The following is a 26,421-nucleotide window of genomic DNA, read 5'->3' on the forward strand; positions in this document are numbered from 1 at the left end:
GACCGACGCCCGCTGGCATGACCGACGCCCGCTGGCATGACCGACGCCCGCTGGCTTGACCAGGCCGGGGCCTGACCGACAGCCGCCGGCGCTGACCGTCAGGCGCGCTGTTCGGCCACGAGCCGTGGCACGCCGAACACGGGGTCTTGATCAAGGATCCGGACGTCCGTGATGCCGCACTCAGCCAAACGGGCCTTGAACGCCTCTTGGATTGGCACCACGTTCATCCCCAAGCCGCTGCCGAGGATCACCGGTCCGTCCAGGCCCAGTTGACGCACGGCTTGGGCGGCAAGGTCCGCGAGGTCGTTGCCCGCTTGAACGAGCAACCGTTGGCTGGTTTCATCGCCCGCGGCGGCCGCCTCCACAACAAGCCGGGCCTGCTGCGCCCAATACCGGCGACCCGTGTCCGGGGAGTGGAAAAGGGCGATCAGCTTTCCCGGATCATCAACGCCGCAGGAGTCCAACAACGCCTGGCTCAACGCGTCAGGCTCCAGGCCCTGGTTCATGCGCCTCAGGCTGTGGCGTACGGCTTCCCTGCCCAACCAATAGCCGCTGCCTTCGTCCCCCAACAAATAGCCCCACCCACCGGCTCGGGCTTCCTCGCCGGCCTGGTTCCGGCCCCAGGCAGCCGATCCTGTGCCCGCAATGACAGCCACGCCCGAACTCGCTCCACCTGCTGCCAGCAGGAGCCGCGAATCGTGCACCACCGTGATCCGGGCACCCGGCACATGGGGGGCTATGAGATCCGCGAGCGCCTTGGCGTCTTCATCAGTGTCAATCCCGCCGGATCCTGCGTAGACCTCATCCACGGTTCCCCCGCCGATCTTGGCGAACAATTCGGCCAGGTTGGCCTTCGCCTGTTCCCGGGTGACGTTCTGGACGTTGGAGCTCCCTGCACTCTCATCCCGGACGGGAACGCCGTCCTGGAACCTGACGCCGCGCGTCTTGGTGCCGCCAATGTCCAGCCCGATCACCGTGCCGGCCGGGGCAGCCAGGCCAGAGGAGGAGTTGGAAGGGGAATGGCTTGCGGAGTCAAGGTTGTTCACCGTGAAAGACTAGCTTGGAGCGCCCCTAGGAGAAACCGCCATGCCCTTGTTCGACACTCCCTTCATCGCGGCACCCATGGCCGGCGGAACGTCCACCACGGCGCTGGTCCGCGCTGTCCAGGAAGGAGGCGGCCTGGGCTTCCTGGCGGCCGGTTACAAGAGCACCCAGGCCATGGCGGCAGAGATTGCCGCCGCCCGGTCCGAAGGCCTCCGCTTCGGCATGAATGTCTTTGTGCCCGACCCCGGCCAACTCCACCCCGGCCCCGCAGTCCTGGCACAGCTGGAGGCCTACCGGGCGGAACTGCAACCTGACGCCGCGCGCTACTCAGTGACCCTGCCCCCGCTGCGCCTGGATGACGACGACGCATGGCAGGAAAAGATCGAAGCTCTCCTGGCAGATCCGGTTGAATACGTCAGCTTCGCCTTCGGGCTCCCCGGCACCTCCGTGGTCAAAGCCCTGCAGGAGGCAGGGAGCGTCGTGATCACCAGCGTGACCACCGTCGAAGAGGCCCGGGCGGCCGCTGAAGAAGGCCCGGACGCACTGGCCGTTCAGCACAGTTCGGCAGGAGGCCACACCACGGCCTTCCTCCCGCGCGCTTCCGGGGGCGCCACCGCACCAGGAACGACGGCGGCGCTCCTCACCCAGGTGCGCTCCGCCGTCGACCTTCCCTTGATAGCCGCAGGCGCCATCACCGACGGCGAGGCCCTCAGGGAAGCTCTCGCCGCAGGCGCTTCGGCAGTCCAGGTTGGCACCGCCCTGGTCCGGACCGAGGAAAGCGGTGCCCGGCAAACCCACAAAGACGCCTTGGGCGATGCGCAATTCAGGGAGACTGCCATGACGCGTGCGTTCACCGGCCGCCTGGCGCGTTCCTTGGTGAACGACTTCGTCCGCGATCACGCCAACGCACCTGTTGGGTATCCGGCCATCCACCACCTGACAGCACCCGTGCGTGCCGCCGCGTCGGCCGCCGGCGACCCGCACCGCCTCAACCTGTGGGCCGGAACCGGTTGGCGGACCGCCCGGACCGGCTCAGCAACCGACGTCGTCAAGGACTTCCTCGGCGGGGCATAACCTGAAACGGTGACAAAAGCACCTGACACCACTGCCGCAACCGATACCTGGGACGGCCACCCCAAAGGCTCCAGTGGCTACCGCCGGATCCTGGCGGCCCTGGCAATGGCAGGTGTAGCCACGTTCGCCCAGCTGTATTCCACCCAAGCAATCCTGCCCCTCATGGCCGCTGACCTCCGCATCTCCGCCGCGGACGCGGCACTCAGCATCTCCCTGGCCACCGTGGGCCTGGCCGTCACCGTCCTCCCCTGGTCTTTCCTCGCCGACCGCATCGGCCGGGTCCGCGCCATGGCAATCGGAATCGGCGCCGCCACCGTCCTTGGACTATTGGTTCCACTCTCGCCCACCGTTCCGGTCCTCCTGGGCCTGCGGGCCCTCGAGGGCATGGCATTGGGAGGAATTCCCGCCATAGCCATCGCCTACTTGAACGAGGAAGTCACCAAAATCCACACGGCACTCGCCGCCGGCAGCTACGTGGCCGGCACAACCCTGGGCGGATTGGCCGGCCGGCTGGTGGCCGGCCCCGTGGGCGAGCTGTGGGGGTGGCGGGCGGCTGCGCTTGCGGTGGCCGTGCTGGCCACGTTGTCAGCAGTCCTGTTCCTGGTCCTGGTCCCCAAGCAGCGGCGCTTCACACCGGCTCCTGTCCAAGGCCTTCGGGGCGCGTGGCGCACCTTGAGCGGACACGCAACCAACCCCAAGCTCTTCGCCCTCTACCTCCAGGCCTTCCTGCTCATGGGCGGGTTTGTGGCGGTCTACAACTACCTGGGCTTCCGCCTGCATGCCGAACCGTTCAATCTTCCAGCGACGCTGGTCAGCCTCATCTTCCTGGCCTATCTCTCAGGCACGGTGACGTCACGGTGGGGAGCGGGACTGACGACCCGGTTTGGTCGCCGCAACGTGCTCCTGGCCGGCATCGGCGTGATGTGCGCCGGGCTTGCCCTGACTCTTTTCGATCACCTCGTGGCCACCTTGGCAGGACTCGTGGTCTTTACCGGTGGCTTCTTTGCCGCGCACAGCGTTGGGTCAGGATGGACAGGGGCCATCGCCACGAAAGGCCGGGCACAGGCTGCCTCTCTGTACAACCTCTCCTACTACATGGGCTCGAGCATCATCGGATGGGCAGGCGGGCTCGCCTTCCAGGCCTATGGGTGGACAGCTTTGGCATTGGCCGTAACCGCCCTGGCCATCACGACGGCCGTTGTCACCGCGGTGGTTCACCGAACGGTTCCCAAGGGCTAATGACAGGCTGGTTTCGGCGAGGAACCCCCTACAATCAGTCTCATGGCACAGGTCACCAGGCCCCGGGAACTGTCCTCGCCGGAGCGGCTTCAGGCATTTACCGACGCTGTTGTGGCGATCGCCCTGACGTTGCTGATCCTCCCGCTCATGGAGAGCGTGGGCGACCTCGCCGACGAGGATGGAACCACCGCCGAATGGTTCGACCATGAGCGGTTTGCCTTGTTGGGCTTCGCTCTGAGCTTCCTTCTAATCGCAGTTTTCTGGGTTCACCATCACCGTCTCTTCCGGGTAGTGCGCCGCGTGGATTCCGGTTTGCTCTGGCTGACCGTGGGGTGGATGTTTACTATCGTCTGGATGCCGGTGGCCACTGCCCTGTCAACACAGATGCATCCGGACTGGGCCCAACCACTGGTCTACATCGGCACCTTGCTGGCCACCAGCGTCATGCTCCTGGCCGCCCGCCTGTACTTGCGCCGCCACCCGGACCTCCACACCATGGACCGCGTGGAGTCCGCGGCCGGAATCCTTTCCGGGGCCATTGTGGCGGGCCTCTTCTTCCTGGCGCTCATCGTTGCCCTCATCGCTCCCGGCCTCGGCAATCTGCCGTTGATCCTCATGGTGGCCAGCGAACCGCTGCAGCGGCTCTCCACCAAACGCCTCGAGGGGGCGGCAACCGCTTAGTTGCAGGGAATTCACCGTTATGATGAACAAACGGCAATTTCAGGAGGACAAGTGAGCAGCGCCGCGAAGAATATTCGATCCAGCCCGGGGAACGCGGAGCCGCTGGACGCTATCGACGAGCGAATCCTTGCCGCCCTGGTGGAGGACGCCCGCATCTCCAACAAACAACTGGCTGAACTGGTGGGCATTGCCCCTTCCACGGCGTTGATGCGGACCCGGGCTTTGTCAGAGCGCGGCATCATCGAAGGGTTCGAGGCCGTGCTGAGCCTGCCCGCAATCGGCCGTTCGGTGCAAGCACTCATCGCCGTGCGCCTCCGCGCCCACGACCGCGATCAGATCGACCGCTTTACCGCCCGGGTGCCCAAGCTGCCGGCAGTGATTTCCACGTTCCACACCACGGGTTCCGTCGACTACCTGCTGCACATCGCCGTCGCCAATACGGACGATCTCCGCAACTGGCTGCTGGACAATCTGGCCACCGACCCCGTGGTGGGCCATACGGAAACCACCATGGTTTTCCAGCACATCCCGGGCAACCGGGGTCCCCTCCCCGAGTAAGCACGGTTGGACCGGGCTGCCCAGGTGCGCGACCGGCGTCGTTAGCCCTTACGGGCAACCCGCAGCGAAACGGCGGCGAGCAGCAGCGCCGCCACCCCGCACAGGACCGTGAAACCCACGACGGCGGCCTGAAGGCCCACGGCGGTGACGGCGAGTCCCAGCCCAATCACCGGGACGGCGCTGCCCATATAGGTGATGACGTAGACGGTACTGATGACCTGCGCGTGGCGGGCGCTTTCGACCTTGCCTGCGACGTCGTTGAACACCTGCCGGAACGCAACGCCCTGGCTGGCTCCCGCCGTGATGCTGACCAGCACCAACAGAACCGGGCTGGACCAGGCCGCAGCGGCCCCCAGCAGGCCAACCGATACACCCAACAGGGCCAGAGCCACGGGAACCAGGTACTTTCCCCGGACGCCCACCAACTGGCTCATCGCCGAGGCGCCCAGAGTGAGACCGGCGAGCAAGCCGATGAGCGGCCGCGAGTCCGCTTGCACAATGCCCGCAAAGTAGCCCGGCGCCAGGGAAAGGCAAAATCCGAAGACCGCGAAGCTCAGGAACCCCACCGAGGAAGCCATCCAGAAGGCACCCCGGGCAGCCCGGGAAATGGCAGGACGCCTGGGAGCAAGGACCTTGAAAGCCGGCTTGCCCGGGGCGGGCGCAATAGCGGGCCGTGCCTTGAGCAGCCACAGCGGCAAAAGCGCAGCAAGCAGGACTGCGGTGTGGATGTAATAGGGCGTGCGGGTGGGATCGGGCAGGAGGGACAGCAGACCGCCGATGAACGGGCCTGCCGCCACTCCCCCGGCAGAGGAGAGCAGCGTGAACCGGGACGCCCAATCAGGCCGGTGCGGCAACAACTCCCGCAGCGCAGCCGAACTGGCGCCGGTTGCCAGGCCAACCGCCACGCCTTGGAGCGCGCGACCCACCGACAGTGCGGGAAGGCCGCCCGCGTTGGCGAAGATGATGCCGCCAAGAAGGCCCACCAGGACAGCCAGCACCAGGGCAGCGCGGCGTCCGATGTGATCCGACCAGTGGCCGGCAACCATGAGGACGAGGATCAGCGCCAGCACGTAGCTTGAGAACGCGACCGTCACGTCGAGGGAAGACAATCCCATCTGTGCCTGCAACAACGGATACAGCGGAGTGGCCAGGTTGGCGCCCACCAGCAAGGTGAAAATCACCACTCCGGACAGGACCAGCCGTGCCGTGGTTCCGGCATTCCAGCTCCAGCGGACGGCTGTGGCCGGACGCATGCGGAGCTCGCTCAAGACAGTCATTACATGCCTTCATTGCTTCGTGGCCCCACCGCCTCCTTGTGGGAGGGTCTGCGGCCAAGTGTGTTCATAGGTGGCAACAGGATGTCGCATCACTGAGCGTAAAGAAGAACTTGGATGAGATGATTGAGCGAAAACATCAAAGTATTAGGATCTAAGTGAGCCAGAGTGATCATTTGAACAGCTTGGACCCCATGGATCTGCGGATCCTGCTGGAGCTCATCAAAGACCCCCGCATCCAGATAGCGGAGCTCAGCGACACCCTCGGCATCGCCAGGAACACGGCGCAGAGCAGGGTCAAGAGGCTGTTGCGTTCCGGCGTGCTGCAGGCCGCGGGCCGTGAAGTGGACCTCGAGAAGGTCGGCTATGACGTGGTTGCCTTCGTGACCATCGAAGTGACACACCGCGAACTCGATGGAGTGATCGGAGCCCTGCGCCTCATTCCCCAGGTCTTGGAGGTTCACGAGATCTCCGGACGAGGCGATCTTTGGTGCCGGGTAGTGGCAACAGACACCCACAACCTCCAATCGGCGCTTCGATCCGTGCTTCGCACCAAGGGCGTCATCCGGACGGAGACCGTCCTTGCCCTGCACACCCATATCCCCTACCGCACTGAACCCTTGATCAGCCGGATGGCGGCCCCAACACGCGGTCGTCAGGACCACGTACAGAACGGTTCCGGGACCTAGGATTTTGGGTATGGACTGGCTTTCACACATTTCCGACATCAACTGGCTCGCCGTGCTTCTGGCCTTCATTTCCAGCATGGTGGTTGGGTTCGTCTGGTACATGCCGGCGGTCTTGGGACGCAAGTGGATGGAAGCCATCGGCAAGACCGAAGACGACCTGAAGAACATCGAAGGCGGAGCGGGCATTTGGCTTCCCATGACGTTGGCCGCGGCCATCACGAGCATTCTCCTGGCAGTGTTCATCAGCGCCTTGGACGCGAACACCTTCTGGGGCGGAGCCTTCCTCGGCATCATCATCGGCCTGATCTTCCGGGCAGGCGGCCACGTGATCCACAACGGTTTTGCCGGTCGGCCGTCCGCTGTGACCTTGATCGACTCCGGTCATGACGTGCTGGCCCTGGCCATCGCGGGTGCCATCATCGGAGCCATCCAGTAGCGTTCCACCAGTGACCATCATCGATAACGCCGTCTATGTGGACGGTGTCCGCACCGCCACCCCCGCGAGCCTGGAGCAGACGTTCGAAACACTCGCCCGGCACGGCGGTATGGCCTGGATTGGGCTCTACCGTCCAACGCAAGAGGAGATGGCGGGCGTCGCCGCGGAATTCGGGCTCCATGAGTTGGCCGTCGAGGACGCTGTGTCCGCGCACCAGCGCCCCAAACTGGAGAGGTACGACCACAACCTCTTCACCGTGCTTCGTCCTGCGAGGTATGTGGACCACACCGAAACCGTGGAGTTCGGGGAGTTGCACGTCTTCACCGGACCGAACTTCGTGGTGACCATCCGGCACGCTGAAACGGCTGGCGTCGCGCAGGTCCGCAAACGCTTGGAGGGCAGGCCCGACCTCCTCAGGCACGGGCCGGAAGCAGTGCTGTACGCCCTCGTAGACCAGGTGGTGGATGACTATGGCCCGGTTGTCGCCGGCCTCGAGAACGACATCGACGAAATCGAGGACCAACTCTTCAGTGGCGACACCAAAGTATCGCGCCGCATCTATGAACTTGCCCGTGAAGTCATCCAGTTCCAGCGTGCCATCCACCCACTGCCCGAAATGATGACGCTCCTGGAGAAGGGGTTCGAAAAGTACGGCGTGGACATTGAACTTCAGCGCTCCCTGCGCGACGTCGAAGACCATGCCCAGCACTTTATTTCCCGGGCCAACTCTTTCCGGGACATCCTGCAGAACGCCCTCACGCTGGATGGCACTCTCACGGCTAACCGTCAGAATGAAGCCAGCGCCGCCCAGAACGAGCAGGTCAAAAAGATCTCATCCTGGGCGGCGATCTTCTTCGCCCCGTCGTTCGTGGCCGGCGTCTACGGCATGAACTTCGACGTCATGCCGGAACTGCATTGGGATTTCGGTTACCCCATGGCGTTGGCGTTCATGGTTGGCTCGGCGCTGCTGATGTATGTGATCTTCAAACGCAAGGGGTGGCTCTAACGTACCCTCGGCTAGAGGGCACCGCCTGCCGCTGATGGCGCTCCGGAGTCGTGCCCGCCGTCGCCCACGGCCTCGCGAGCCACATAGTTCTCAATGTCGAACAGGTTCTCGGCACGCTCGGTGATGTTCAGCAGCGTCGTCATCGATGCCACTTCTTCGACCTGCTCTTTCAGGAACCACAGCATGAACTGCTCACCGAGGGCGTCACCCTCTGCACGGGCCGCCCGGAACATTTCCTCGATGTTCCGGGTCACTTCCTTTTCCTGCTGCAGGGCCAACTCGATCGGTTCCCTGGCATTGGCGAAATTGTTGCGCACCGGTGCTACGCCCGGGATCTCCACGCGCAGGTTCCTGTCCAGCATGTACTGGACCATCATCATGGCGTGATTGCGTTCTTCCAAAGCCTGGCGGTAGAAATGTCGCGCCAATTGCGGCAGGTCCTCTCCATCGAAGTACACCGCCACGGCGATGTACTGCTGCGAGGCTGCGAACTCATTGGCGACCTGCGCGGACAACAACTCAGTGAATCTATTCTTAGCCATGGCCTGATCCTACAACCGCGTCGCCACGGTTTTCAGGGCAAGGCGAAAGCAATCCATAAGCCCGCACCGGCCGCCCCGACACTCGCCACCAGAGATCCCAAGGCATTGGCCAAGGCCAACCCCGTGCGCCCGCTCTGCACCAACCTGATCGTCTCAACGCTGGCCGTGCTGAACGTGGTGTAACCACCCAGGAAACCGGTACCCAGAACCAACTGCAGCGAATCCGGAGCGTGGCCCCGCACCACCAGCCCGCCCACGAACCCCAGGACCAAGGACCCGGAAACGTTGATCAGGATGGTGGCCCACGGCAGCGCCGTGCGCAGCCTGCTCCGGATCAGGCCGTCCACAATGAACCTCACTGCCGCGCCCACGCCGCCGGCGAGCGCAAGGAAAACCACCGTCATGGCTCCACCGTGCCATCCCCTGGGCCTCCATGGGCCAGGGACCTGCGATGCTGCCTCGCGGCGAGCCAGATGCCCGCGATAGTCGCCACGGCGCCGCCAACAACGGTGGCCCCCGCGTACCACACAGCTCCGGCCAGGTCGGCGGAGGTCATCAGATGCACTGTATCCAGCGCCAAGGTGCTGTATGTGGTGTAAGCACCAAGGAAACCCGTGACCAAGGCGAGGCGCAGGACACGGCGACGCCCGGCGTCGGGCCCTCTCCTGGACAGTCCCTCCAACAGGGCGCCCAGTGCCAGCGCCCCCGTAATGTTGATGATCAGCGTAGGCAGCGGCCACCTGTCGGGTGAGGGGATGACCAGCCCCAGCCCGTAACGGGTCAGAGCTCCCAACGCTCCTCCGGCAGCCACGAGCCCCACGAACCTCCACTTGAGGTGGACCGGCCGGGTCACTCCCCCGGTCCCGTCAGTCGGTCCATGTTGTCCGGGGTCACGGGCACCACCACGACCGGCCGATCCTGCAGGTGCACCAGGTGCCGCGCAACGGACCCACCCGCGAACTCCTTGATGGCCGAACTTGGTTTCCGTTCCCTCGCGCCGACGACGATCAGGGAGGCACCGATCGCCTTGGCGTGTTGTGCCAGCGCGTGGGCCGGTTCGCCGGACAACCATTCCATGGACCACGTGACACCTTTGCCCCTGAGCACAGCAGCAAGAATCTTTTCCAAGGACTCCGGCAACAGGCCTGCGGTGTCATCAACGCCGTCGGGGTCTATGGGAGCCAGCCGCCGCCCCGCCGGACCGTCCACGCGGTAGGCCGTGACATCGACAAAAACGCAACTTAGGTCAAGGCCCGCCGCAGCAGCAAGGACCGCGGCGGCATCGAGAACCTGCGCGCTCTGCCCGGGAACGACGCCCACAACAACCGGGCCTGACATCCCAAGCCTTGGCTCGTTACGCGCTGCAGGGGTCTCGGTCACAGGGAAAAGTCTACGGCGCTTTGCAGGACGCGCTGTCAGGGACGCGGCGGTTTCAGGACGAAGAGCAAAGGCAGGACAGAAAGGATCATCAGGACGTTGCCAAGCCCGCTGTCGGCTGCCCGCACCAGGGCTCCGGCGAGCAGCAGGGCACTGAAAACCAGAGCAGCAACACCGCGTTGGCCAAGACGGACAAGCCTCGCCAACTGCCGCTCCACCCGCGGGTCGGCCACCTCCACGGCACCTTCATTCAGACGGGTGAGGACGGCATCCAGGCGCTTGGGGAGGCCGACGGCCACCGTTGCGATCTCAAGCGCCTGCGAGGCCGCGTCCCGGGCGAAGTTGCCGCGCTCCTCACGCAGCAAGCCGGCGGCGTAAGGTTCCACGGAATCCCAGAGGTTGAACCTCGGATCAAGGGAGCTGCAGACCCCGGAGGTCAGGGACATGGCGCGGATGACAAGGAGGAAATTCTCCGGCAGCTGGAACGGCAAGGAACGAACAACGTCTCCAAACTCCACGGCAAACTCGCGGAATTCCCGCGGATCCACCTCACGCAGCTCAGCAAACCCCATACCGCCAAAGCGTGCGAACAGCTGCGTCATGGCCCGTTCCAGAGTACGGGTGTCTGCGGATGGAACCAGCACACCGATATCGCTGATGGCGGCCACCAGTCCTTTCCCGTCCCTCGCGGCCGCCGCAATCAGCAGCTTCCGCAGGCCACCGCGTGTCTTCGGAGGCACCTGCCCCATCATGCCGAAGTCAATGAAGGTCAGTTTCCAAGGGTGTTCTCCCGCAGCATCGCTGGCAGGGGTAACGAAGATGTTGCCAGGATGCGGATCTGCGTGGAAGAAGCCGTTGGTGAACAGCTGGTCGAACATGACCGATGCAAAGACGGGTGCGACTTCCGCGGGGTCGATTCCGGCGGAACGGAGCCCGTTCGCATCGGTGATCTTGATGGCTGTGACATCCTCCAGCGTGAGTACCCGGCGCGACGTCCGCTCCCACACCACGCCCGGGACAGCGACCCGGCCATCGCCTGCAAAATCCGCCGCGAACTGCTCAAGGTTTGCTGCCTCATTCAGGTAGTCGATTTCCTCAAGGCTGGTTTGGGAGAACTCCTTGATGATCGCGGGAACGTCGGCCCGGCTGGCGACCAAGCGGATCCGGCTTAGCCAGCCACCCACCTTCCGCAATGCGGCGAGGTCCACGTCCACAATCTTGCTGATACCGGGCCTCTGGACTTTGAAGACGACGCTGCCCAGCCCGGTGTCCTCCCGATCGGCGGCACGAAGTTCAGCACGGTGGGCCTGCCCCAGCGAGGCTGCAGCAAGGGGGACCTCGTCAATGGAGGCAAAGACCGCCTCCAGTGGCGTCCCCAGCTCGGCCTCCGCCAGTGCCCTGATCTCATCGAAAGGAACAGCCGGCACCTCGTCCTGCAGCCCTTCGAGTTCCTTTGTGATCTCGGGAGGAAGCACATCCAGCCTGGAGGACATAAACTGCCCAACCTTGATCATCAGGCCACCAAGTTCCACAGCCAGCACATGGAACCGCCGGGCGAACTGCTGCATTCTCCTCGCCCGGTTGCGTTCCGGAATCCTCCGCAAGCCAAGCCGGGGCAACGCAAGCTCGAACCACCACGTAACAGCGAGGTGCCACGCCGCGAAACGCAGGATACGGCGGTACCGGGCACGCGTGTTCCCGAAACCGGGCGACTGGACAGACCGGCTTCCCCTAACCGATGCCACCCCCTCAGTCCCTAGCGAGGATGGTGTAGATCCGGCGTCTGGCGTCCTCCAGGACGGCAATAGCTTCCTGCACCTGCTTGGGAGTTCCGGAACGACCAACCTGGGCCGCTGCCTGGGCCAATTCCATGCCGGCCTTGGGCAACGCCCCGAACCCGGGCCCGGCCTCCGCCCCGCTACCCCACAACGACGACGTTTCAGTGCTGTTGACGTCCTCCCGGCCGGCCTCGGTCAGTGAATAAATCTTGCGGCCGTTGGATTCCTCGGCACTGACGAAACCTTCATCCGCCAGCAACTGCAGTGTCGGATACACGGAGCCCGCGCTGGGCTTCCAGTTCCCGCCGCTGCGCTCCTCGATTTCCCGGATGATTTGATAGCCATGCATGGGCCGCTCAGCCAGAAGCGCCAGGATGGCCGTCCGCAGTTCGCCGCGGCCCGCCCGGCTTCCTGCCCGCTTTTCAAAGCGGGACTTGAAGTCCTCCACCGCTTGCCATACGCCGTCGAAATTGTTTCCCATGAACCCGCTTGCGGGGAATGAATCACGCATGATGCCCACCTCGGAAGATCGCGAACGATACTGAACGATAGCTAACGCTATACCCGGTACATTAGAGGGACAATGGCTGGTCAGCCCTGATGGATTCTTTCCGCCAGCGCCACGATGATTCCTTCAGGACCCCGTATGTAGGCCATGCGCCACATGTCCTCATACCGGCCAACGCCGCCGATGAGTCCATAGCCAGCCGAACCCACGCGTTCAATGGCGGCATCAAGGTGGTTCACCTCGAATGCGACATTCCGCAGCCCGAGATGGTTGGACATGGCCGCGGGCGAACCGGGTTCGTGCCCGGGGTGGGTAAACGAGGACAGTTCCACACCCGTTCCACCGTCAGGAGCCCGCAGAGTGGCAATCTCGCTGCGGGAACCGGGGATGCCGATCACCGTATCAACGAATTCACCCTCCATGTGCATGCGGCCCTCGAGTCCAAGGCCCAGGCTTTCAAAGAAGGCTATGGCTCCATCGAGGTCAGCAACGGTGATGCCGACGTGGTCGAAGTGTTTTACGAAGGACATGCGGCCAAGGCTAGCCCAGGCCGGAAGCGTTCGTTAAGGCAGCCTGAGAACCGCTGGAGCCATGAGAGCAAAAATCCGGGCTTGATAGCCACGGGATGGAGAAAATCTGTGGAGCTAAGGAGATTCGAACTCCTGACCTCTTCGATGCGAACGAAGCGCTCTACCAACTGAGCTATAGCCCCCGAACCTGCGCCCTTGCGGCGCGGCCAGTGTCCCTAGGCTATAAAGTTTTCCGACCGTTTTCCAACCACGACACGAACGTCTCCCGGCCATACTTCTGCTCCGGCGCCAGGTTCAAACCCGCCCGCAAGTAACGGCCCATCGCTCCGGGCAACGGTACGTGGATGAGTTTGCCCCGCGAGCCGGTGGCTGCCTTCCATGACACCGCCAACTCCTGCATGCTGAGCACTTCCGGCCCGCCGACAGTCCGCACGTGATGACGCGCCCCCTGCCCCGGCCCCTCCGCTGCTTCCAGCACTGCCTTGGCCGCGTCCGCCGGGGAGATGGTCTGGAACCTTGCGCCTTTGAAGACAGGGATCAGCCCCAAACGGGAACCGGCTCCAAAAACCATTGCCACCAGGCTGTGGAACTGGGTGGCCCGCACCACCACGCTCTCCAGCCCGGAGCCGGCGTAGGCCCGCTCCTTTGCAGCTTTGGACTCGTAATAGGGATACGTGCTGCGATCGCAATTGATGATCGACAACACCACGGCCCTGCCCGCCCCGGCATCGCCCGCTGCCTGAGCAAGCCGGGCACCGCCGGCGGCGAACTGCTTCCGTGCCTTGCCGAATTGACCCTCCAGGCAGTCGATCACGACGTCGGCACCCGCCACTGCGGCATCCAAGCCAACACCGGTGGTGACGTCGCCCGCGAAGTAGGTGGCGCCGTCGTGATGCGTGGACGATCCAGGGGACGGCATGTGGCGGCTCAACACCCTGACGGTGTGGCCTGCTTCCAAGGCGAGCCGCACGACTTCGCTGCCAACCTGTCCGGTTCCGCCCGCAACGCAAAGAACCGCCATAGGCCTAGGCGCGCCGGCGTTGAAGGACGTCGTCGAGGTTGCTCAGGGCGCTCTGTCCCTTGACGGCGGTATGGGCCGGCCCTGCAGCCTCCTGCTGGACGGCACCCTGCTTGAGCACAGGCTTGCCCACCGGTTTGGGGGCCTCGGGCAGGTCCAAGGGCTCAGGGGCAGGACGGTTCGCCTTGGCCGCGCCCACGTACGTGGGCTTGGGGATCTCAACCGGTTCCCAGGGAGTTCCCTCGTTCCCGGCGGACGTTTCTGCCGACTTATCGCCTGCTGCCACGGCAACTGCAAGCGCCGCTTGCCGGAGTTCCAAGGCAGAAAGCCGTGGCGTTTCCGGTTTGTCCGCTTCCGCATCAAAAACGGGAGTTTCCTTGGCCTCGCTCACGGTCTCCTTGGGCAGGTACCTGGCCGGCGTGGGAATCCGCGTGGCCTGTGCCGCGCGGCGGGCGCGCCGTTCACGGAGATCACGCAGTGCCAGCTTCCGCAGGACGACCACGGCAAGAACGGCACCGGTGAACGACACCAAAGGCAACCAGAAGGAGCCTTGGCCGAAGAGGGTGAATACCCCCGAGACGGCGGCAGTGACCAGCAGTATCAAACCAGCCAGGGCAAGGGTCAGCCTTGCGTAGCGGATGGTAAACGGCGTACTGGGCGTAGCCCGGGGAGACGACTCAGCCACACGGGATTCCTGGGGCGACGCCTGTGCTTTGCTGTGCATGGTCTCCATCGGTTTCTCCTGCTGAGGTGCCACGGTAAAGACCACCCCTGCCTGCGTTTCGTCTGGCTTGTCCTCGAATACGTCACCCGGCACGGTTGCCGTTTGGACCTGCGTCCGTTTGCTCCGAAGAACATAGGGCGCCACCCACACCATCCACAGCGCAACAGTGACAACGAGTATCACTGAGCTGCTGAGAGGGAAGTCCACATTCAAAACCGTAGAAGCAAATCGTCAGGTGCTGCGGCATTGCCTGCGGTGTGTCGCTTGCGAGTCCCCAAATGATGGCCGCGAACGGGGAAAACGGCCTATGACCTGCCCGTTCTTCGTTCCAGCCAACCTCGCAGGAGTCCCTGCGGCACTTCCTCGGACGTCAGCGCGAAGGACCGGTGGTCCGCCCATTCACCATTGATGTGCAAGTACCGCTGCCGGTAGCCCTCGTCCCGGAATCCGAGCTTTTCAACCACGCGCAGGCTGGGCCCGTTCTCTGGACGGATATTGATCTCCATCCGGTGCAGTCCGAGCGCGCGGAAACAATGATCGGTAGCCATAGCCACCGCCGTTGGGGCTATCCCGCGTCCGGCGCGGTCCTTGTCCACCCAGTACCCCAGCGTGGCCATCATCGCCGATCCCCAAACGATCGAGGAGACGGTCAGCTGTCCCACGATGCGCGGCTCGCGGAAACCGGGAGTCCTTTCGGTGATCAGGAAAGGCAGCGCGGTAGCCTGCCTCGCCTGGTCATTAAGTGACGCCACCATCTGGCGGTAGCTCGGGAGCCGTCCGCCCGGAGCCGGATTGGATGCCTCCCACGGCGCGAGCCACTCACTGTTCCGCGAGCGGACCTCGGACCACTCCCGCTTGTCGCGGTACCGGATTGGCCGAAGTACGAGGTCTCCGCTTTCCAGCGTTACCGGCCAGATCGCAGAGCCGTACACCGCAGTTACTTGGGCAGGGAAGCCGTGAAGTCCGGCAGCCACTCGCGGAGCTCGGGACCGAGGTCCTCACGCTCGCAAGCAAGCTCGATGCAGGCTTTGAGGTAGCTCAGCTTGTCCCCGGTGTCATAACGGCGGCCGCGGAAGACCACGCCATAGACGCCGGATCCTTCGCCCTCTCCACGGGCCAGGACCTCAAGGGCGTCGGTCAACTGGATCTCGCCGCCGCGACCGGGAGCGGTGTTTTCCAGGACATCGAACACTGCCGGGTGCAGGACGTACCGGCCAATGACGGCCAGGTTGGAGGGTGCTTCTTCCGGGGACGGCTTCTCAACGAGCTGCTTGATGCGTACGTAGCCGTCTTCGTCGTTTTCTTCGACGTCGGCACAACCGTAGGCGCTGATCTTGGAGGGCTCCACCTCGATCAGGGCAACTACAGAGCCGCCGGTCTTCTGCTGCACGGCGATCATTTCGCTCAGGAGGTCGTCCTTGGGATCGATGAGGTCGTCACCGAGGAGCACGGCAAAAGGCTCGTGCCCCACATGCTGCTTTGCACGGAGCACAGCATGGCCCAGACCGTTGGGATCGCCTTGGCGGACGTAGTGGATGTCCCCGAGGTTGGTGGCGGACTGGATCGCCTCCAGCTTGGTGGTGTCCCCCTTCTCCGCGAGCGTGGCTTCAAGCGCCGGCACACGGTCAAAGTGATCCTCCAAGGCACGCTTGCTGCGGCCGGTGATCATGAGGACGTCGTGCAAGCCGACCTTGACTGCTTCTTCGACCACATACTGGATGGCGGGCTTGTCAACTACGGGCAGCATTTCCTTCGGCATTGCCTTCGTGGCAGGAAGGAACCTGGTACCGAGACCCGCTGCGGGGATGACGGCCTTACGGACAGCATTGTTATGGTGAGTCACCGGACTAATCTAACGGAAGGATCACGTCAAAAGGTAAACCCCCGCCGTGCGGGTGTGCACAATCTGTTGACGTTCACGTCCGGCAAGGGCAGCGCTGCCCGGCCCGCCGGACCACTTCGACGAAACGGACGGACATGGAATCCAAGGAAGAAATCCGCAGCGCCCGACGGCTGCAGCGGCGAAACCGCACGCCGGAACAAATTGCCGCGGCCGGAGAGGCGCTGGCACGGCACGGGGTGAGTTGGGCAAAGGACGTCTCAGGCGGGTCCCCGGCCACCTTTACCGTCTACTTGGGCGTGGCCTTCGAGCCGCCCACCCTGCCATTGATTGAGGCCCTCCATCAAGAGGGGCACAGGATCCTGTTGCCCGTCTGCGAGCCCGGCCGCACGATGAGCTGGGTGGAATGGACGCCGGAAACCACCTTCGTGAGGTCCTCCTACGCCCCCATCGATGAGCCCGAGGGCGAGAGGCTTACCAGTGCGGTGGCAGGAGCGGATGCGGCAGGCATCTTCATGCCCGCGACTGCCGTTGACGGCGATGGCAACAGGATCGGCCAGGGCGGCGGATACTATGACCGTTTCCTCCAGGGCCTCAAGGATTCGGCGCAGCGGCCGCGCACCATAGCGGTGACGTACGACGACGATGTGTTGCCGTCCGGTGCTATTCCCGCCGAGGCTTTTGACCAGCCGGTTACGGAGGTCCTGATGCCCTCGGGAATTGTCCGGCTCGGCCGGTAGTTATATGCCGTGGTATCCCGCACAGATAACGACCGGTCGACGGGCGGAATCCACGGGATGATAGAATTGGCACTCAGGCCCTGCGACTGCTAAGGGAGGTTATCCTCCCCTCGCCGCCGCCGGACCTGAACTTTGTTCTGAAGGAGGAATTCAGTGCCCACTTACGCATACGCCTGCAAAGACTGCAACCATGCCTTTGACATCGTGCAGTCCTTTTCGGACAGTTCCCTGACGGAGTGCCCGGAGTGCAACGGTGCGCTTCGCAAGAAGTTCAACAGCGTCGGCGTCGTTTTCAAGGGCTCAGGGTTCTACCGCACGGATTCCCGCGATTCCAAGGGAAGCACGGTTTCGGCCGCTCCTTCGGCTCCCGCGACCCCGGCACCCGCTGCGACTCCTGCGCCTGCTGCCGCCGCCAGCTGATCGCTTTATCCACATAGGGTTTCCGGCCGCTCCCCTGCGGCCGGACCCCTTGGCTAGCGTGGCCATATGCCACTCAAGCCACCCTCCGCACCGCGCTTCCGCACCAGGCAAACGCCCTTCGGGACCCGCCGCCATCGGGGCGCCGCCCGTACAACAGACCCCAGCCGTTACGGTGAGCACTGGACCGCCACTGCCGCTTCCTTTGGAGCCAGGCATCGGCGTCTGACAGTGGCCCTGCTGCTCTGCCTGGCCACGGGAATCGCCGTCCAGCAACTTACTCCAGTTCCCGAGCAACAGGTCAGCATTGTGGTTTCGGCCCGGGACCTCCCGGTTGGCGCCAGCGTCTCTGAAGCAGACTTCATCACCGCCGGCGTACCCCGAAGCGCTTCTTTCCCCGGAGCCATCGAGGACCCTGCACGTCTTCAAGGCCGCCAACTCGCTGCACCACTGGCCAAAGGCCAAATCCCCACCGAGACCAGCTTCCTGGGCCCGGGATTGCTCACCGGTGCGCCGCCCGGGTCCGCCGCCGTCCCGCTCCGAATGGCCGACCCGGCATCAATTCGCCTACTCTCGCCCGGGCAGCTCATCTCGGTTATCCTCTCGGCCACCGAGGCATCCGAATCTTCCCCACGCCATGACGTGCTGGCAGGCGCCGTTCCTGTGCTGTGGACCTCAGCCCAAGGCGATGCCCCCGGACAATGGCCGGGCACATCCGAAGCGGATGGGCTGGTAGTGGTAGCCGCAGACCCCCAGCAAGCAGAAAAGCTTGCCGGCGCTTCAACGCACGGCAAGCTTTTCTTTATGTTGGTGCATGGACCCCAATCCGGCCCACCGGACACCGCAGAATGAACGTCAGCCCCAATGCGGGGGCTTCTGCTCCTTCAGCCATTGGTCATGGTCATAGCCGGGTTCGTCACCCCATCGGCGCGGATCATCTTCAGCCGCCTTATTCGGCAGGACGCCTTCAGCAGCGGGCTTAGCCGCAGCACGCTTTCCCTTGGCGTCCTCGGGTGCCTCACTAACCACTTCCGGTTCTTCCTTTTCCGTGCTTTCCGTCATGCCGGTAGCATTTGCGTTGTCTTCATCATCGTCCGTTGCCTGGGCCATCCCGTCGGTACTCCCCTTGCTTCCGGACTCGTTGCTTCCGGAGTCGTCGCTGCCCTTGGCCACATCCTGGCTCTTCGCTCCGGGTTCAGCCGGGTTCACGGTAGCTTCGTTCCCGTCACCGGTTGCGGACCCTGACGCAACGCCCACGGGTGCCGCCGGTGATGAGCGAACGTAGGAGGGCTGGACGTCACGCAAGTCCAATTGTTCTACATCCATGTCCAGGAAACCATGGTGGGGCGCAGTCGCCGGCTGCGGAAGGTGGTTCTCGAGCCCCAGGTAGGAGCCGATCCGATCGGCACAGGAGGAGGGGTCGGTGAAAACCTCGATGGTCCACAAGGACATGTAGCGCCATCCCATCCGCTCGAGCAACTGCGGGCGGAGCCTGCTGCGCTCACGGACGCTCATCCGGCGGTACCGTTCCGTACCATCCGACTCGATGGCCACGGGGGTAGGAATCTCCGCGCCTTCCCTGCCGATGGTGTGCACGGGATCGGCGGCCGCGGCAATATCCAGGACGCCATCGTAGAGATGCCATACCCGGGCTCCCCTCGCCCGCAATCTCTCACCGAGGTCGGCAACCAGCGGATCTTCACCCAGGGCCTGTTCGCTGGCCACCGCGCGGGAAGCGGGTGTACCCAAATTGCTGTTACCCGAAAGCTCGCGGTCCAGCAGTTCGTAGAAATCAACCGCACCGTGCGAAAGCCGGTCCAGGTCCAGGTCCTCCGGGCGGAAGCAGCTCAGGACGTGCATCGAGCGCCTGGCCCGGGTCATGGCCAACGCGAAGCGGTTCCGCCCACCCTCAGTGGACAACGGACCGAAGGAGTGCAGTGCACGGCCGTGCGGCGTGCGGCCATAGCCGAGCGAGAAGATCACGTGATCCCGCACAAGGCCCTGCGCCCGCTCCAGATCAACCACCCGGAAGGACTCCGGCCCGGCACCGAAGAAGGTCTGCAGCAGAGGGTGGTTGGGCAACTGCAGCCTGATGGCCTCACCGATCCGGGCAGCGTGGCGCAGGCTGGCTGTCACAACGGCCAACGAGGTGCGGGGCCGCAGGCGGGCGTGTTCGAAGACCAGGTCAACTACCCGGTTCACCTCGGCTGCGACGGACTCAACGCCCTCATGGTCGGCTCCCGGCAGGCCGGTGCCGTCAGGAATGTACTCCACCACAATGGAGCGGTCCAGGCCCGTTACGGAGCTGCCGTCCGGGAGTCGCCGAAGTCCGCCGTCGTAATAGTTCTTGCTCAGCTGCAGGACCAGGTCCTCATCCACCGCACGGTAGACCCAGTTCAATTGCCACGTTGGCAGGATACGTGCCAGTGCTTTGAAGGCGCTGTCCACGGCTTCGTGGCTGGCTACCCCCGCAACCGGAGGTTCCACGGCCACGCTGAACGTCCGCGCATTGGCGATCTTCGCGTCACCGAAAGCCACCACCTGACGGGCCCGGGCAACAGCCGGGAGCACCGCTTGGAGGGACGTCGATTCGGCGTCGATGATCACCACGGCATCGAACTTCTGCTCGGCCGGAAGAACCCCGGTGAGAAGGTAGGGGCTGACCGACCAGACCGGGACCAAGCGCGGAACCAGGTCCGGCGCCTGTGCACTCAGGGCAGGCAAGGTAACCCGGCCGTCCTTGAGCAAAGCACGGAGAAGTTCGGCTTGGCGCGGATGTTCCACGATCCCCTGGCGCCACTTGGACGCGAGCTGCCACCGCAATCGGGCGGCCCCGCTGGCAATGTGCGCCTGGTCGGCGAGGCGGAACTCAGCTTCCAGCTTGCGCAAGGAGTCGCCGTCGGACATGGCCAGGTAATCGTCCCCGCTGATCATGGCTTCCAGAGCGGACTGCCACCAGGCCAGATCCAACTCAGCGGCCACGGATTCGGCGGGCACCTCCCGGGCAGCGAGGTCTGCCAGGAGCTCACCCAGGCCGTGCTCGCGCATCTGTTCGATGAGGAGGGTACGTTCGGGCAGCGTCTCCAAGGTGGCGGTATCGGCCACCAAACGCTCCAACCGCTCCATCAGCTCTTCATAGGGCGTCTTGTGCAGGGAGCCGCCATCGGAGGTGTACTTCAACGCCTCCCCCAGACGCTGCAGTTCGCCTTCCAACTCCCGGTAAAGCGCGCCCAGGTCCGCAAGGCCCGACGGTACGGCGGGATGCCTCTGCGTTGTGGCGTAGCCAGCCCACAGCGCACGCTGCTCCTGAACGAGGACCAGCGAGCTGTGCAGGTCAGCTATGTGGACGCCGGGACGAACGTATTCCTTGGCCACGCGGCGCAGCCTGGAACGTTGCATGGAGGGCATCTCGATGTTGCGTTCCCGCCGCCAGGCCGAGGTGGCCGTGGCCGAGATCAGGTCATGGACCGGGCGGTCGAAGATATCCGGGGTGAACTTGTCCAGGCTCTCGCGCACCGCGATCAGCAGTTCCAGCTGCGTGCCCCACTCAGCGAAGGTATCGCCCAGGCGGATCTCTGCGTGGTCCGCCAGTTGCTTCATGCGCTCCCGGAGAACAGGAAGCTTCTCTTCCGCCACTTGGGCCAGCTGCCGGGCCTCTTCGGTTTCCTTGCGGGTGAGGAGCCGGGCCCCGTACCAGGGGCTCGACGTCGATGCCCGGCTGAAGCTGCCAAGCTCCGCGGCGCGGCGCAAACGGCCCGCCAGCTCCTCGCGGTCCTTGATGTTGTCCAGCACGCTGCGCTTGAGTCGAACGGTGGTGGACGGTGCCGGGTGGATGGACGTCAGCTCGGCCAGCGACTGCATGGCCTGGTATGGGGAGCACCCCCACCGTTCACGGACGTTGTGCAGCGAGGCAACATGGTCCACCAGGGCGTGCCGGTGGCCGGTCAACGTGGCATGCAGGTTGCCGAGCTGCGGCTCCAGGGCTTTCTCGTTCCGCATGATCGCACGGACCAACTGCCCCTTCAATTGCTGCGGCGTGGTGCCGTTGCCGGGCCGGAAAAGCATGGAATCCAGGCCGAGGGACTCCAAGTGTGCAGACAGGCCCGCAACACTGGATTGACGTTCGCCAACCACCAGCACGGACTTGCCTTCGCTGACCAGGGCACCGATCGCGTTGATGGCGGTTTGGGTTTGGCCGCTGCCGGGAGGCGTGCTGACCACCAGGGAGTCACCGGCCCGGACCGCATCCACGACGTACTGCTGATCGGTATCGGCATCCAACAGCAGAAGCTCATCGGCGGGATCGCGATCATCCAAGCTGGGGAAACGCCCGGCCTTGATGGGCTCCGGTTCAATATCGGCACCATTGGCGGCCGCTGCCAGCGCGGCGACGATGGGGTTGTTCATGTTGATCCACGGATCATCGAGGTTGCCCGAAAGGTCGGCCAATGTGGTGACCAAGAGGTTGAACTCCACCTCGGCGCCGTGGATGGGCTGTACGAGCGTGGAAAGGCGGTCGAGGACCGGTTGGGGATCCAGCCGCGCGGTGTTGTAGGCCATGCGTGCCACAGCGTTGACGTCGAAGACGATGCCGTGAACATTCTTGAGATGGCGCACCAGGGCCGGGTTGATGCGGGCTTGTTCGGTCAACTGCAGTTCGAAGTCGTCCTCGCCCGGACGAACAGTGAGTGCAATGGACGTCAGCATCACGGGAGCCGAAACACGCTGCGGCTTCCCACCAACGGCCGATGTCCACACCACAGTGCCGGCCGACAGATAACCTGCTTCAATGCCGCGGTCGTTGCCCAGCTCGAAGATCTTTGAGCGGATGTTCCGGGCGGCACGGGCTGCAACCATGTATTGCTGCCTGTCCCGGATCAGGGTGGACAGGCGCGTTCTGCGACCCGCCAACAACTGCGCCAGTCCGGATGGATGGGCGTTGCTGAGATCAATGGCGCCTTCGGGCGTCTTGACGAAACGCAGCATCGTGTCCGCACCAGTAACGGGCTTAAGTCCGGACAGCCATTTCCGGAGCTCCTCGGAGCCGTCCTCGTGGCCTTGACCTACTGACACAACTTCTGCCTTCTTTTCTGTACTAGCTTTAGACGCCTTGGACCATACCGGCATACTTTCGAGGGTAGCGGGAATACCCTGCCAGCCCGCTTCACGACACTGGCCGGGGAAAAAATCGACCACAATTCGTGGGGGCCGCCACGTTCGGGCCTGCCCCTGGATAACGCAATGGCCGGCCTCCCAAAAGGAGACCGGCCATTTACGATGCTATTCCCACTCGATGGTTCCCGGCGGCTTGCTGGTCACGTCCAGCACCACGCGGTTGACGCCATCCACCTCGTTGGTGATGCGGTTGGAGATACGGGCCAGAAGGTCATACGGCAAGCGCGACCAGTCCGCCGTCATGGCATCCTCGGAGGACACCGGGCGCAGGACAATGGGGTGGCCGTAGGTCCGGCCGTCGCCCTGCACGCCAACGCTGCGGACGTCGGCGAGCAGCACCACCGGCATCTGCCAAACGTCGTTGTCCAGGCCGGCAGCGGTCAGCTCGGCGCGGGCAATGGCGTCCGCCTTGCGGAGGAGGTCGAGCCGTTCCTTATTGACTTCGCCGACGATCCGGATGCCCAGGCCGGGGCCGGGGAACGGCTGGCGGCCAACGATTTCCTGGGGCAGGCCGAGCTGTGCGCCAACGGCGCGTACCTCGTCCTTGAAGAGGGCGCGCAGCGGCTCAACGAGCTCGAACTGCAGGTCCTCCGGGAGCCCGCCAACGTTGTGGTGGCTCTTGATGTTGGCTGCGCCCTCACCACCGCCTGATTCGACGACGTCCGGGTACAGGGTGCCCTGCACGAGGAACTTGATCTTCTCACCTTCGGCCGCGGCCTGGGCAATGATGGCCCGTTCCGCTTCTTCGAAGGCCCGGATGAACTCACGGCCGATGATCTTGCGCTTGGTCTCCGGATCACTGACGCCGGCCAGTGCGTTGAGGAAACGCTCTTGTTCGTTGGCAACGTAGAGGTTGACACCCGTGGCTGCAACGAAGTCGCGCTCCACCTGCTCGGCTTCACCTTCACGCAGCAGACCGTGGTCAACGAAGACACAGGTCAGCTGGTCCCCCACGGCACGCTGCACCAATGCGGCGGCCACAGCGGAATCGACGCCGCCGGAAAGGCCGCAAATGACCTTAGAATCCCCGATCTGCTGGCGGATACGTTCCACCTGCTCTTCGAGGATGTTGCCGGTGGTCCAGTTGGGCGTCAGGCCCGCTCCCTTGAACAGGAAGTTCTCCAGGACGTGCTGCCCCAGTACGGAGTGCTTGACCTCGGGGTGCCACTGCACGCCGTAAAGGCGCTTCTGGTCATTGGCAAACGCTGCAACGGGGGCGCCCTCAGTGGTTGCGAGCACCTCGAAGCCTTCCGGGGCCTCGTGGACGGAGTCACCGTGGCTCATCCAGGTGTTCTGGGTGGCGGGAACGCCGTCAAGGATGGAGCGGGCATCGCCCACCAGCAGCGCTTCGGTTGCGCCGTACTCCCGCAGGCCCGTGCGGGCTACCTTTCCGCCCAGTGCGTTCGCCATGGCCTGGAAGCCGTAGCAGATGCCAAAAACCGGAACGCCGGCGTCGAAAAGGTCAGCGTCAACCTTGGGGGCACCATCCGCGTACACGCTGGACGGTCCGCCGGAGAGGATGATGGCTGCCGGGTTCTTGGCCAGAAGCTGCTCGGTGGTGAAGGTGTGCGGAACAATTTCCGAATACACATTTGCTTCGCGGACGCGGCGGGCAATCAGCTGCGCGTACTGGGCACCGTAGTCAACAACCAGCACCGGCTTCTGGGAAGTCTGGGGTGCGGTGGGAGTAGTCACCAAACAAGACTACTTTGCCCGGCCGCCCCGGCGCACGCCGGGGAACGCCCCTGACGGTCAAATAGAGCCTAAAACGGGCCCACCGTAAGCGATCTCACACCACCCGGCGGACGGACGACGTTTTCAGTACCGCTTTGACGCTTTAGGGTTGGCCGCAAGTTCCGCCTCGACCTGCGCGTGGAACTTCTTCTCCACAATGAAGGACAGGAGCGGGACCACGCCGCCCAGCGCCAACAGGATCAGCTTGGAGAACGGCCACCGCATGAGCGACCACAGCCGGAAGTTGGAAACCAGGTACACCACGTACATCCAGCCGTGGACGATCAGCACCGTGGTGGAAATGTTGAATCCGCCAATGACGCCCTTCGGTTCAGACTGGGCGAATCCGAAACCGAACGGCTGGCCGGTCACGGCGTTTGTCCCGCCGGCGAACAGCGAGACACCGAAGGCGTAGCGGGCCACCAGCTCTGCGCACAGCAGGAGAAGCATGGCACCGGTGAGGTAAGCCATCACTTTGTAGAACTTCAGGGCCGAACGGATCTGCGCTACGGTTCCGCCGAAACGCCGCTTCTTGGGCTTGGGTCCGGACTGTTCGGGCTGGATGGCAGGTTTGGGTTCAATCATGGCTGTACCTTATGTTCTGGTTCAGAGTGTTGGGATTCCTGGACGGCCGGTTCGCCGTTGTGGTGCGCTTCGCGGTTGTGGTGAGGGCCGCCGTCGTCGAAGTCGTCGTCGAAGTCGTCACCGTCGAACTCGTCGCCCTCGAGGTCCCGACGGTAGTCATCGGCGACCATGCGCCACCAGATGTACAGGGCGAAGCCTGCGAACACCACCCACTCAACCGAGTAGAACAAGTTCAACCAGTTGATCTGCGTGGCAGGCGGCTGGGCCGGGATGTTCAGGGCCTTCACGGCCTCGTTCGCCGGGACCGGGCCCGTGGGCGTCGATTCAGCGGTGGCTGCGACGAATCCGGGGTAGCTGGAAACGTCCCATTTGTTGATGAGCTCCGCGACGGAAACCGCCGAAGCCCGGCCTGGACCGGCGTCGACATTGGGCAATGGCGCTTCAGAGGCCAGCAGGCGGCCGGTCAACGTCAGAGGGCCCGACGGCGGCGGTCCGGCTTGGTCGGGTTCGGCCACCCAACCACGTGCAACAGGTATCCAGGTTTGGGGTGACGCCGCTGCTCCGCTGAGCTTGGGAGCGTTATCCACGGCGAAGGCCGTGACGATCCAGTAGCCCTTCCGGTTGTCGTACAGCCTGCCTTCAACGAGCACCTGCTTGCCCGGATCGTAGCTCCCGGTGGCTGTGACCATCTGGTCCTCCACCGAACCGGGAAAGAACTGCCCCGGCTTCAGGACGTCCACCAAGGGTTTGACTTCCTCCACGGAGGACGGGGTGGCCGGTTCGTGCTGTGCTGAACGGCTGAGCTGCCACTGGCTGAGCAGCACAAAAACCCCGGAGAGCAGGAGCGCAAAGACCAATCCTGCGATCCAGCGGGGTTTCAACGCAGTTTTCAACACCCCTTAACCGTACTTCGTCCGGCTGTAGAACAACGAAACGGGGTCAATGGTCGAAGAACACCAGGGAGGAGTTGATGAGCTCTGCGATGACTTCGGTGTCATGGGCCCGGCGCAAGGATTCCCGGAATGACTCCTTGGACAGTGACCTCGCCAACGTGGCAAGGACTTCCAAATGGTCGGAGAAGGAACTTGCAGGGGTGGCGATCAGGAGGATGACGGTGGCGGGACCGTCAGTGGCACCGAAGTCCAGGGCGTGCCCGAACTTGGTGACGCCAACGGCGATGGAGATCCGGTCCACGAACTCGCTGCGCGCATGCGGAAGTCCGATGCCGCCGGGAAGGCCCGTGGCCAGCTGGTGTTCACGCGACTGAACCTGCTTCAGGAACCCGTCGAGGTCCGTAATCCTGCCTGCTTCGTAAAGCTTTCCGGCCAACTGCGCCGCAGCGTCATTCTTGTCCTCGGCAACGAGTTCAAGAATGACGGTCTGCGGCGTTGTGAGTTCCGCGTCATACCGGTCAAGTGGTTCTGCCAAGTCCTGTTCCCTCCAGATGCGGCC

Annotated in this window: 28 protein-coding genes and 1 tRNA gene; 10 read left to right on the forward strand and 19 right to left on the reverse strand. The window is 64.0% G+C overall.

The window, feature by feature from the left end; genetic code table 11:
- Positions 1–98: 98 nt before the first annotated feature.
- A complete protein-coding gene (locus OCL88_RS04970) occupies positions 99–1,046 on the reverse strand; it encodes an N-acetylglucosamine kinase (protein WP_264961805.1) in 948 nt (315 codons plus the stop codon).
- 40 nt (positions 1,047–1,086) lie between these two features.
- On the opposite strand from OCL88_RS04970, the gene OCL88_RS04975 reads away from it, so the two are divergent.
- Genes OCL88_RS04975 through OCL88_RS04990 form a run of 4 tightly spaced genes read left to right on the forward strand, consistent with a single transcriptional unit; the run spans position 1,087 to position 4,596 of the window.
- Positions 1,087–2,118 (forward strand): nitronate monooxygenase, encoded by a 1,032-nt coding sequence (locus OCL88_RS04975; protein ID WP_264961806.1) that lies wholly within the window; start codon positions 1,087–1,089, stop codon positions 2,116–2,118.
- A 9-nt stretch (positions 2,119–2,127) separates the two neighbouring features.
- Positions 2,128–3,357 carry an MFS transporter gene (locus tag OCL88_RS04980; protein WP_264961807.1) on the forward strand — a complete coding sequence of 410 codons (1,230 nt, stop codon included), beginning with the start codon at positions 2,128–2,130 and terminating at the stop codon, positions 3,355–3,357.
- Positions 3,358–3,399: 42 nt separating this feature from the next.
- On the forward strand, positions 3,400–4,038 hold the full coding sequence (locus OCL88_RS04985; RefSeq protein ID WP_264961808.1) for a TMEM175 family protein: 639 nt from the start codon (positions 3,400–3,402) through the stop codon (positions 4,036–4,038).
- Positions 4,039–4,089: 51 nt separating this feature from the next.
- Positions 4,090–4,596, forward strand: coding sequence for an Lrp/AsnC family transcriptional regulator (locus tag OCL88_RS04990; protein ID WP_264961809.1), 507 nt, complete (start codon positions 4,090–4,092; stop codon positions 4,594–4,596).
- 41 nt (positions 4,597–4,637) lie between these two features.
- Here the strand turns inward: OCL88_RS04990 and OCL88_RS04995 are convergent, their stop codons facing one another.
- Positions 4,638–5,873 carry an MFS transporter gene (locus OCL88_RS04995; RefSeq protein WP_264961810.1) on the reverse strand — a complete coding sequence of 412 codons (1,236 nt, stop codon included), beginning with the start codon at positions 5,871–5,873 and terminating at the stop codon, positions 4,638–4,640.
- Between the two features lie 173 nt (positions 5,874–6,046).
- Here OCL88_RS04995 and OCL88_RS05000 point away from each other — a divergent pair, with 173 nt between their 5' ends.
- From OCL88_RS05000 to corA, 3 genes are read left to right on the forward strand one after another with little or no spacing between them, the layout of a single operon-like run.
- Positions 6,047–6,559 carry an Lrp/AsnC family transcriptional regulator gene (locus OCL88_RS05000; protein WP_021472509.1) on the forward strand — a complete coding sequence of 171 codons (513 nt, stop codon included), beginning with the start codon at positions 6,047–6,049 and terminating at the stop codon, positions 6,557–6,559.
- Between the two features lie 10 nt (positions 6,560–6,569).
- Positions 6,570–6,995 carry a DUF1761 domain-containing protein gene (locus OCL88_RS05005; protein ID WP_264961811.1) on the forward strand — a complete coding sequence of 142 codons (426 nt, stop codon included), beginning with the start codon at positions 6,570–6,572 and terminating at the stop codon, positions 6,993–6,995.
- A gap of 10 nt (positions 6,996–7,005) precedes the next feature.
- A complete protein-coding gene (gene corA, locus OCL88_RS05010) occupies positions 7,006–8,001 on the forward strand; it encodes a magnesium/cobalt transporter CorA (protein ID WP_264961812.1) in 996 nt (331 codons plus the stop codon).
- Positions 8,002–8,012: 11 nt separating this feature from the next.
- Here the strand turns inward: corA and OCL88_RS05015 are convergent, their stop codons facing one another.
- The 12 genes from OCL88_RS05015 to galU all read right to left on the reverse strand — a co-directional run bounded on the left by OCL88_RS05015 (position 8,013) and on the right by galU (position 16,321).
- Positions 8,013–8,543, reverse strand: a complete 531-nt coding sequence (locus OCL88_RS05015; protein ID WP_031216600.1) for a ferritin — start codon at positions 8,541–8,543, stop codon at positions 8,013–8,015.
- 32 nt (positions 8,544–8,575) lie between these two features.
- Positions 8,576–8,947 carry a fluoride efflux transporter CrcB gene (crcB, locus tag OCL88_RS05020; protein ID WP_264961813.1) on the reverse strand — a complete coding sequence of 124 codons (372 nt, stop codon included), beginning with the start codon at positions 8,945–8,947 and terminating at the stop codon, positions 8,576–8,578.
- Positions 8,944–9,396 carry a fluoride efflux transporter FluC gene (locus OCL88_RS05025; protein ID WP_264961814.1) on the reverse strand — a complete coding sequence of 151 codons (453 nt, stop codon included), beginning with the start codon at positions 9,394–9,396 and terminating at the stop codon, positions 8,944–8,946. Before OCL88_RS05025 ends, crcB begins: the two co-directional genes overlap by 4 nt.
- Complete coding sequence (locus tag OCL88_RS05030) at positions 9,393–9,923, reverse strand: universal stress protein (protein ID WP_264961815.1); 531 nt, start codon at positions 9,921–9,923, stop codon at positions 9,393–9,395. Before OCL88_RS05030 ends, OCL88_RS05025 begins: the two co-directional genes overlap by 4 nt.
- Before the next feature lie 35 nt (positions 9,924–9,958).
- Positions 9,959–11,665: an ABC1 kinase family protein gene (locus tag OCL88_RS05035; RefSeq protein ID WP_264961816.1), complete on the reverse strand. Its 1,707-nt coding sequence runs from the start codon at positions 11,663–11,665 to the stop codon at positions 9,959–9,961.
- 4 nt (positions 11,666–11,669) lie between these two features.
- Positions 11,670–12,209 (reverse strand): PadR family transcriptional regulator, encoded by a 540-nt coding sequence (locus OCL88_RS05040; protein ID WP_264961817.1) that lies wholly within the window; start codon positions 12,207–12,209, stop codon positions 11,670–11,672.
- Between the two features lie 80 nt (positions 12,210–12,289).
- Positions 12,290–12,736 carry a VOC family protein gene (locus OCL88_RS05045; RefSeq protein ID WP_264961818.1) on the reverse strand — a complete coding sequence of 149 codons (447 nt, stop codon included), beginning with the start codon at positions 12,734–12,736 and terminating at the stop codon, positions 12,290–12,292.
- A 109-nt stretch (positions 12,737–12,845) separates the two neighbouring features.
- Positions 12,846–12,918 (reverse strand) — tRNA-Ala (locus tag OCL88_RS05050).
- Positions 12,919–12,956: 38 nt separating this feature from the next.
- Positions 12,957–13,757 carry an SDR family oxidoreductase gene (locus tag OCL88_RS05055; protein WP_264961819.1) on the reverse strand — a complete coding sequence of 267 codons (801 nt, stop codon included), beginning with the start codon at positions 13,755–13,757 and terminating at the stop codon, positions 12,957–12,959.
- A gap of 4 nt (positions 13,758–13,761) precedes the next feature.
- Positions 13,762–14,685, reverse strand: coding sequence for a hypothetical protein (locus OCL88_RS05060; protein ID WP_410868347.1), 924 nt, complete (start codon positions 14,683–14,685; stop codon positions 13,762–13,764).
- Positions 14,686–14,783: 98 nt separating this feature from the next.
- Positions 14,784–15,410 carry a GNAT family N-acetyltransferase gene (locus OCL88_RS05065; RefSeq protein ID WP_021472497.1) on the reverse strand — a complete coding sequence of 209 codons (627 nt, stop codon included), beginning with the start codon at positions 15,408–15,410 and terminating at the stop codon, positions 14,784–14,786.
- A gap of 5 nt (positions 15,411–15,415) precedes the next feature.
- Positions 15,416–16,321, reverse strand: coding sequence for a UTP--glucose-1-phosphate uridylyltransferase GalU (gene galU, locus OCL88_RS05070; protein ID WP_031216593.1), 906 nt, complete (start codon positions 16,319–16,321; stop codon positions 15,416–15,418).
- 134 nt (positions 16,322–16,455) lie between these two features.
- On the opposite strand from galU, the gene OCL88_RS05075 reads away from it, so the two are divergent.
- The 3 genes from OCL88_RS05075 to OCL88_RS05085 all read left to right on the forward strand — a co-directional run bounded on the left by OCL88_RS05075 (position 16,456) and on the right by OCL88_RS05085 (position 18,327).
- Positions 16,456–17,058 (forward strand): 5-formyltetrahydrofolate cyclo-ligase, encoded by a 603-nt coding sequence (locus tag OCL88_RS05075; RefSeq protein WP_264961820.1) that lies wholly within the window; start codon positions 16,456–16,458, stop codon positions 17,056–17,058.
- Positions 17,059–17,211: 153 nt separating this feature from the next.
- Positions 17,212–17,478, forward strand: coding sequence for an FmdB family zinc ribbon protein (locus OCL88_RS05080; protein WP_264961821.1), 267 nt, complete (start codon positions 17,212–17,214; stop codon positions 17,476–17,478).
- A 66-nt stretch (positions 17,479–17,544) separates the two neighbouring features.
- Positions 17,545–18,327 (forward strand): RcpC/CpaB family pilus assembly protein, encoded by a 783-nt coding sequence (locus OCL88_RS05085; protein ID WP_264961822.1) that lies wholly within the window; start codon positions 17,545–17,547, stop codon positions 18,325–18,327.
- Positions 18,328–18,330: 3 nt separating this feature from the next.
- Here the strand turns inward: OCL88_RS05085 and OCL88_RS05090 are convergent, their stop codons facing one another.
- The 5 genes from OCL88_RS05090 to OCL88_RS05110 all read right to left on the reverse strand — a co-directional run bounded on the left by OCL88_RS05090 (position 18,331) and on the right by OCL88_RS05110 (position 26,397).
- Positions 18,331–22,602: a DUF4011 domain-containing protein gene (locus OCL88_RS05090; RefSeq protein ID WP_264961823.1), complete on the reverse strand. Its 4,272-nt coding sequence runs from the start codon at positions 22,600–22,602 to the stop codon at positions 18,331–18,333.
- Between the two features lie 153 nt (positions 22,603–22,755).
- Positions 22,756–24,345 (reverse strand): glutamine-hydrolyzing GMP synthase, encoded by a 1,590-nt coding sequence (gene guaA / locus OCL88_RS05095; RefSeq protein ID WP_031216589.1) that lies wholly within the window; start codon positions 24,343–24,345, stop codon positions 22,756–22,758.
- Between the two features lie 123 nt (positions 24,346–24,468).
- Positions 24,469–24,969: a DUF3817 domain-containing protein gene (locus OCL88_RS05100; RefSeq protein ID WP_264961824.1), complete on the reverse strand. Its 501-nt coding sequence runs from the start codon at positions 24,967–24,969 to the stop codon at positions 24,469–24,471.
- Complete coding sequence (locus OCL88_RS05105) at positions 24,966–25,865, reverse strand: SURF1 family protein (protein ID WP_264961825.1); 900 nt, start codon at positions 25,863–25,865, stop codon at positions 24,966–24,968. Before OCL88_RS05105 ends, OCL88_RS05100 begins: the two co-directional genes overlap by 4 nt.
- Positions 25,866–25,908: 43 nt before the next feature.
- A complete protein-coding gene (locus OCL88_RS05110; RefSeq protein WP_021472486.1) occupies positions 25,909–26,397 on the reverse strand; it encodes a PTS sugar transporter subunit IIA in 489 nt (162 codons plus the stop codon).
- Positions 26,398–26,421: the final 24 nt, after the last annotated feature.

The organism is Paenarthrobacter sp. PAE-2, assembly GCF_026013155.1.
In the GTDB taxonomy this organism is placed as follows: Bacteria; Actinomycetota; Actinomycetes; order Actinomycetales; family Micrococcaceae; genus Arthrobacter; species Arthrobacter ureafaciens.

Excerpts from the sequence above, each read along its gene's own strand:
- OCL88_RS05055 (WP_264961819.1), bottom strand. The coding sequence starts at position 13,757 with ATGGCGGTTCTTTGCGTTGCGGGCGGAACCGGACAGGTTGGCAGCGAA.
- OCL88_RS05005 (WP_264961811.1), top strand. The coding sequence starts at position 6,570 with ATGGACTGGCTTTCACACATTTCCGACATCAACTGGCTCGCCGTGCTT.
- OCL88_RS05090 (WP_264961823.1), bottom strand. The coding sequence starts at position 22,602 with ATGCCGGTATGGTCCAAGGCGTCTAAAGCTAGTACAGAAAAGAAGGCA.
- OCL88_RS05085 (WP_264961822.1), top strand. The coding sequence starts at position 17,545 with ATGCCACTCAAGCCACCCTCCGCACCGCGCTTCCGCACCAGGCAAACG.
- OCL88_RS04975 (WP_264961806.1), top strand. The coding sequence starts at position 1,087 with ATGCCCTTGTTCGACACTCCCTTCATCGCGGCACCCATGGCCGGCGGA.
- OCL88_RS05100 (WP_264961824.1), bottom strand. The coding sequence starts at position 24,969 with ATGATTGAACCCAAACCTGCCATCCAGCCCGAACAGTCCGGACCCAAG.
- OCL88_RS05040 (WP_264961817.1), bottom strand. The coding sequence starts at position 12,209 with ATGCGTGATTCATTCCCCGCAAGCGGGTTCATGGGAAACAATTTCGAC.
- OCL88_RS05045 (WP_264961818.1), bottom strand. The coding sequence starts at position 12,736 with ATGTCCTTCGTAAAACACTTCGACCACGTCGGCATCACCGTTGCTGAC.
- OCL88_RS04985 (WP_264961808.1), top strand. The coding sequence starts at position 3,400 with ATGGCACAGGTCACCAGGCCCCGGGAACTGTCCTCGCCGGAGCGGCTT.
- OCL88_RS05015 (WP_031216600.1), bottom strand. The coding sequence starts at position 8,543 with ATGGCTAAGAATAGATTCACTGAGTTGTTGTCCGCGCAGGTCGCCAAT.
- OCL88_RS05075 (WP_264961820.1), top strand. The coding sequence starts at position 16,456 with ATGGAATCCAAGGAAGAAATCCGCAGCGCCCGACGGCTGCAGCGGCGA.
- OCL88_RS04995 (WP_264961810.1), bottom strand. The coding sequence starts at position 5,873 with ATGACTGTCTTGAGCGAGCTCCGCATGCGTCCGGCCACAGCCGTCCGC.
- crcB (WP_264961813.1), bottom strand. The coding sequence starts at position 8,947 with ATGACGGTGGTTTTCCTTGCGCTCGCCGGCGGCGTGGGCGCGGCAGTG.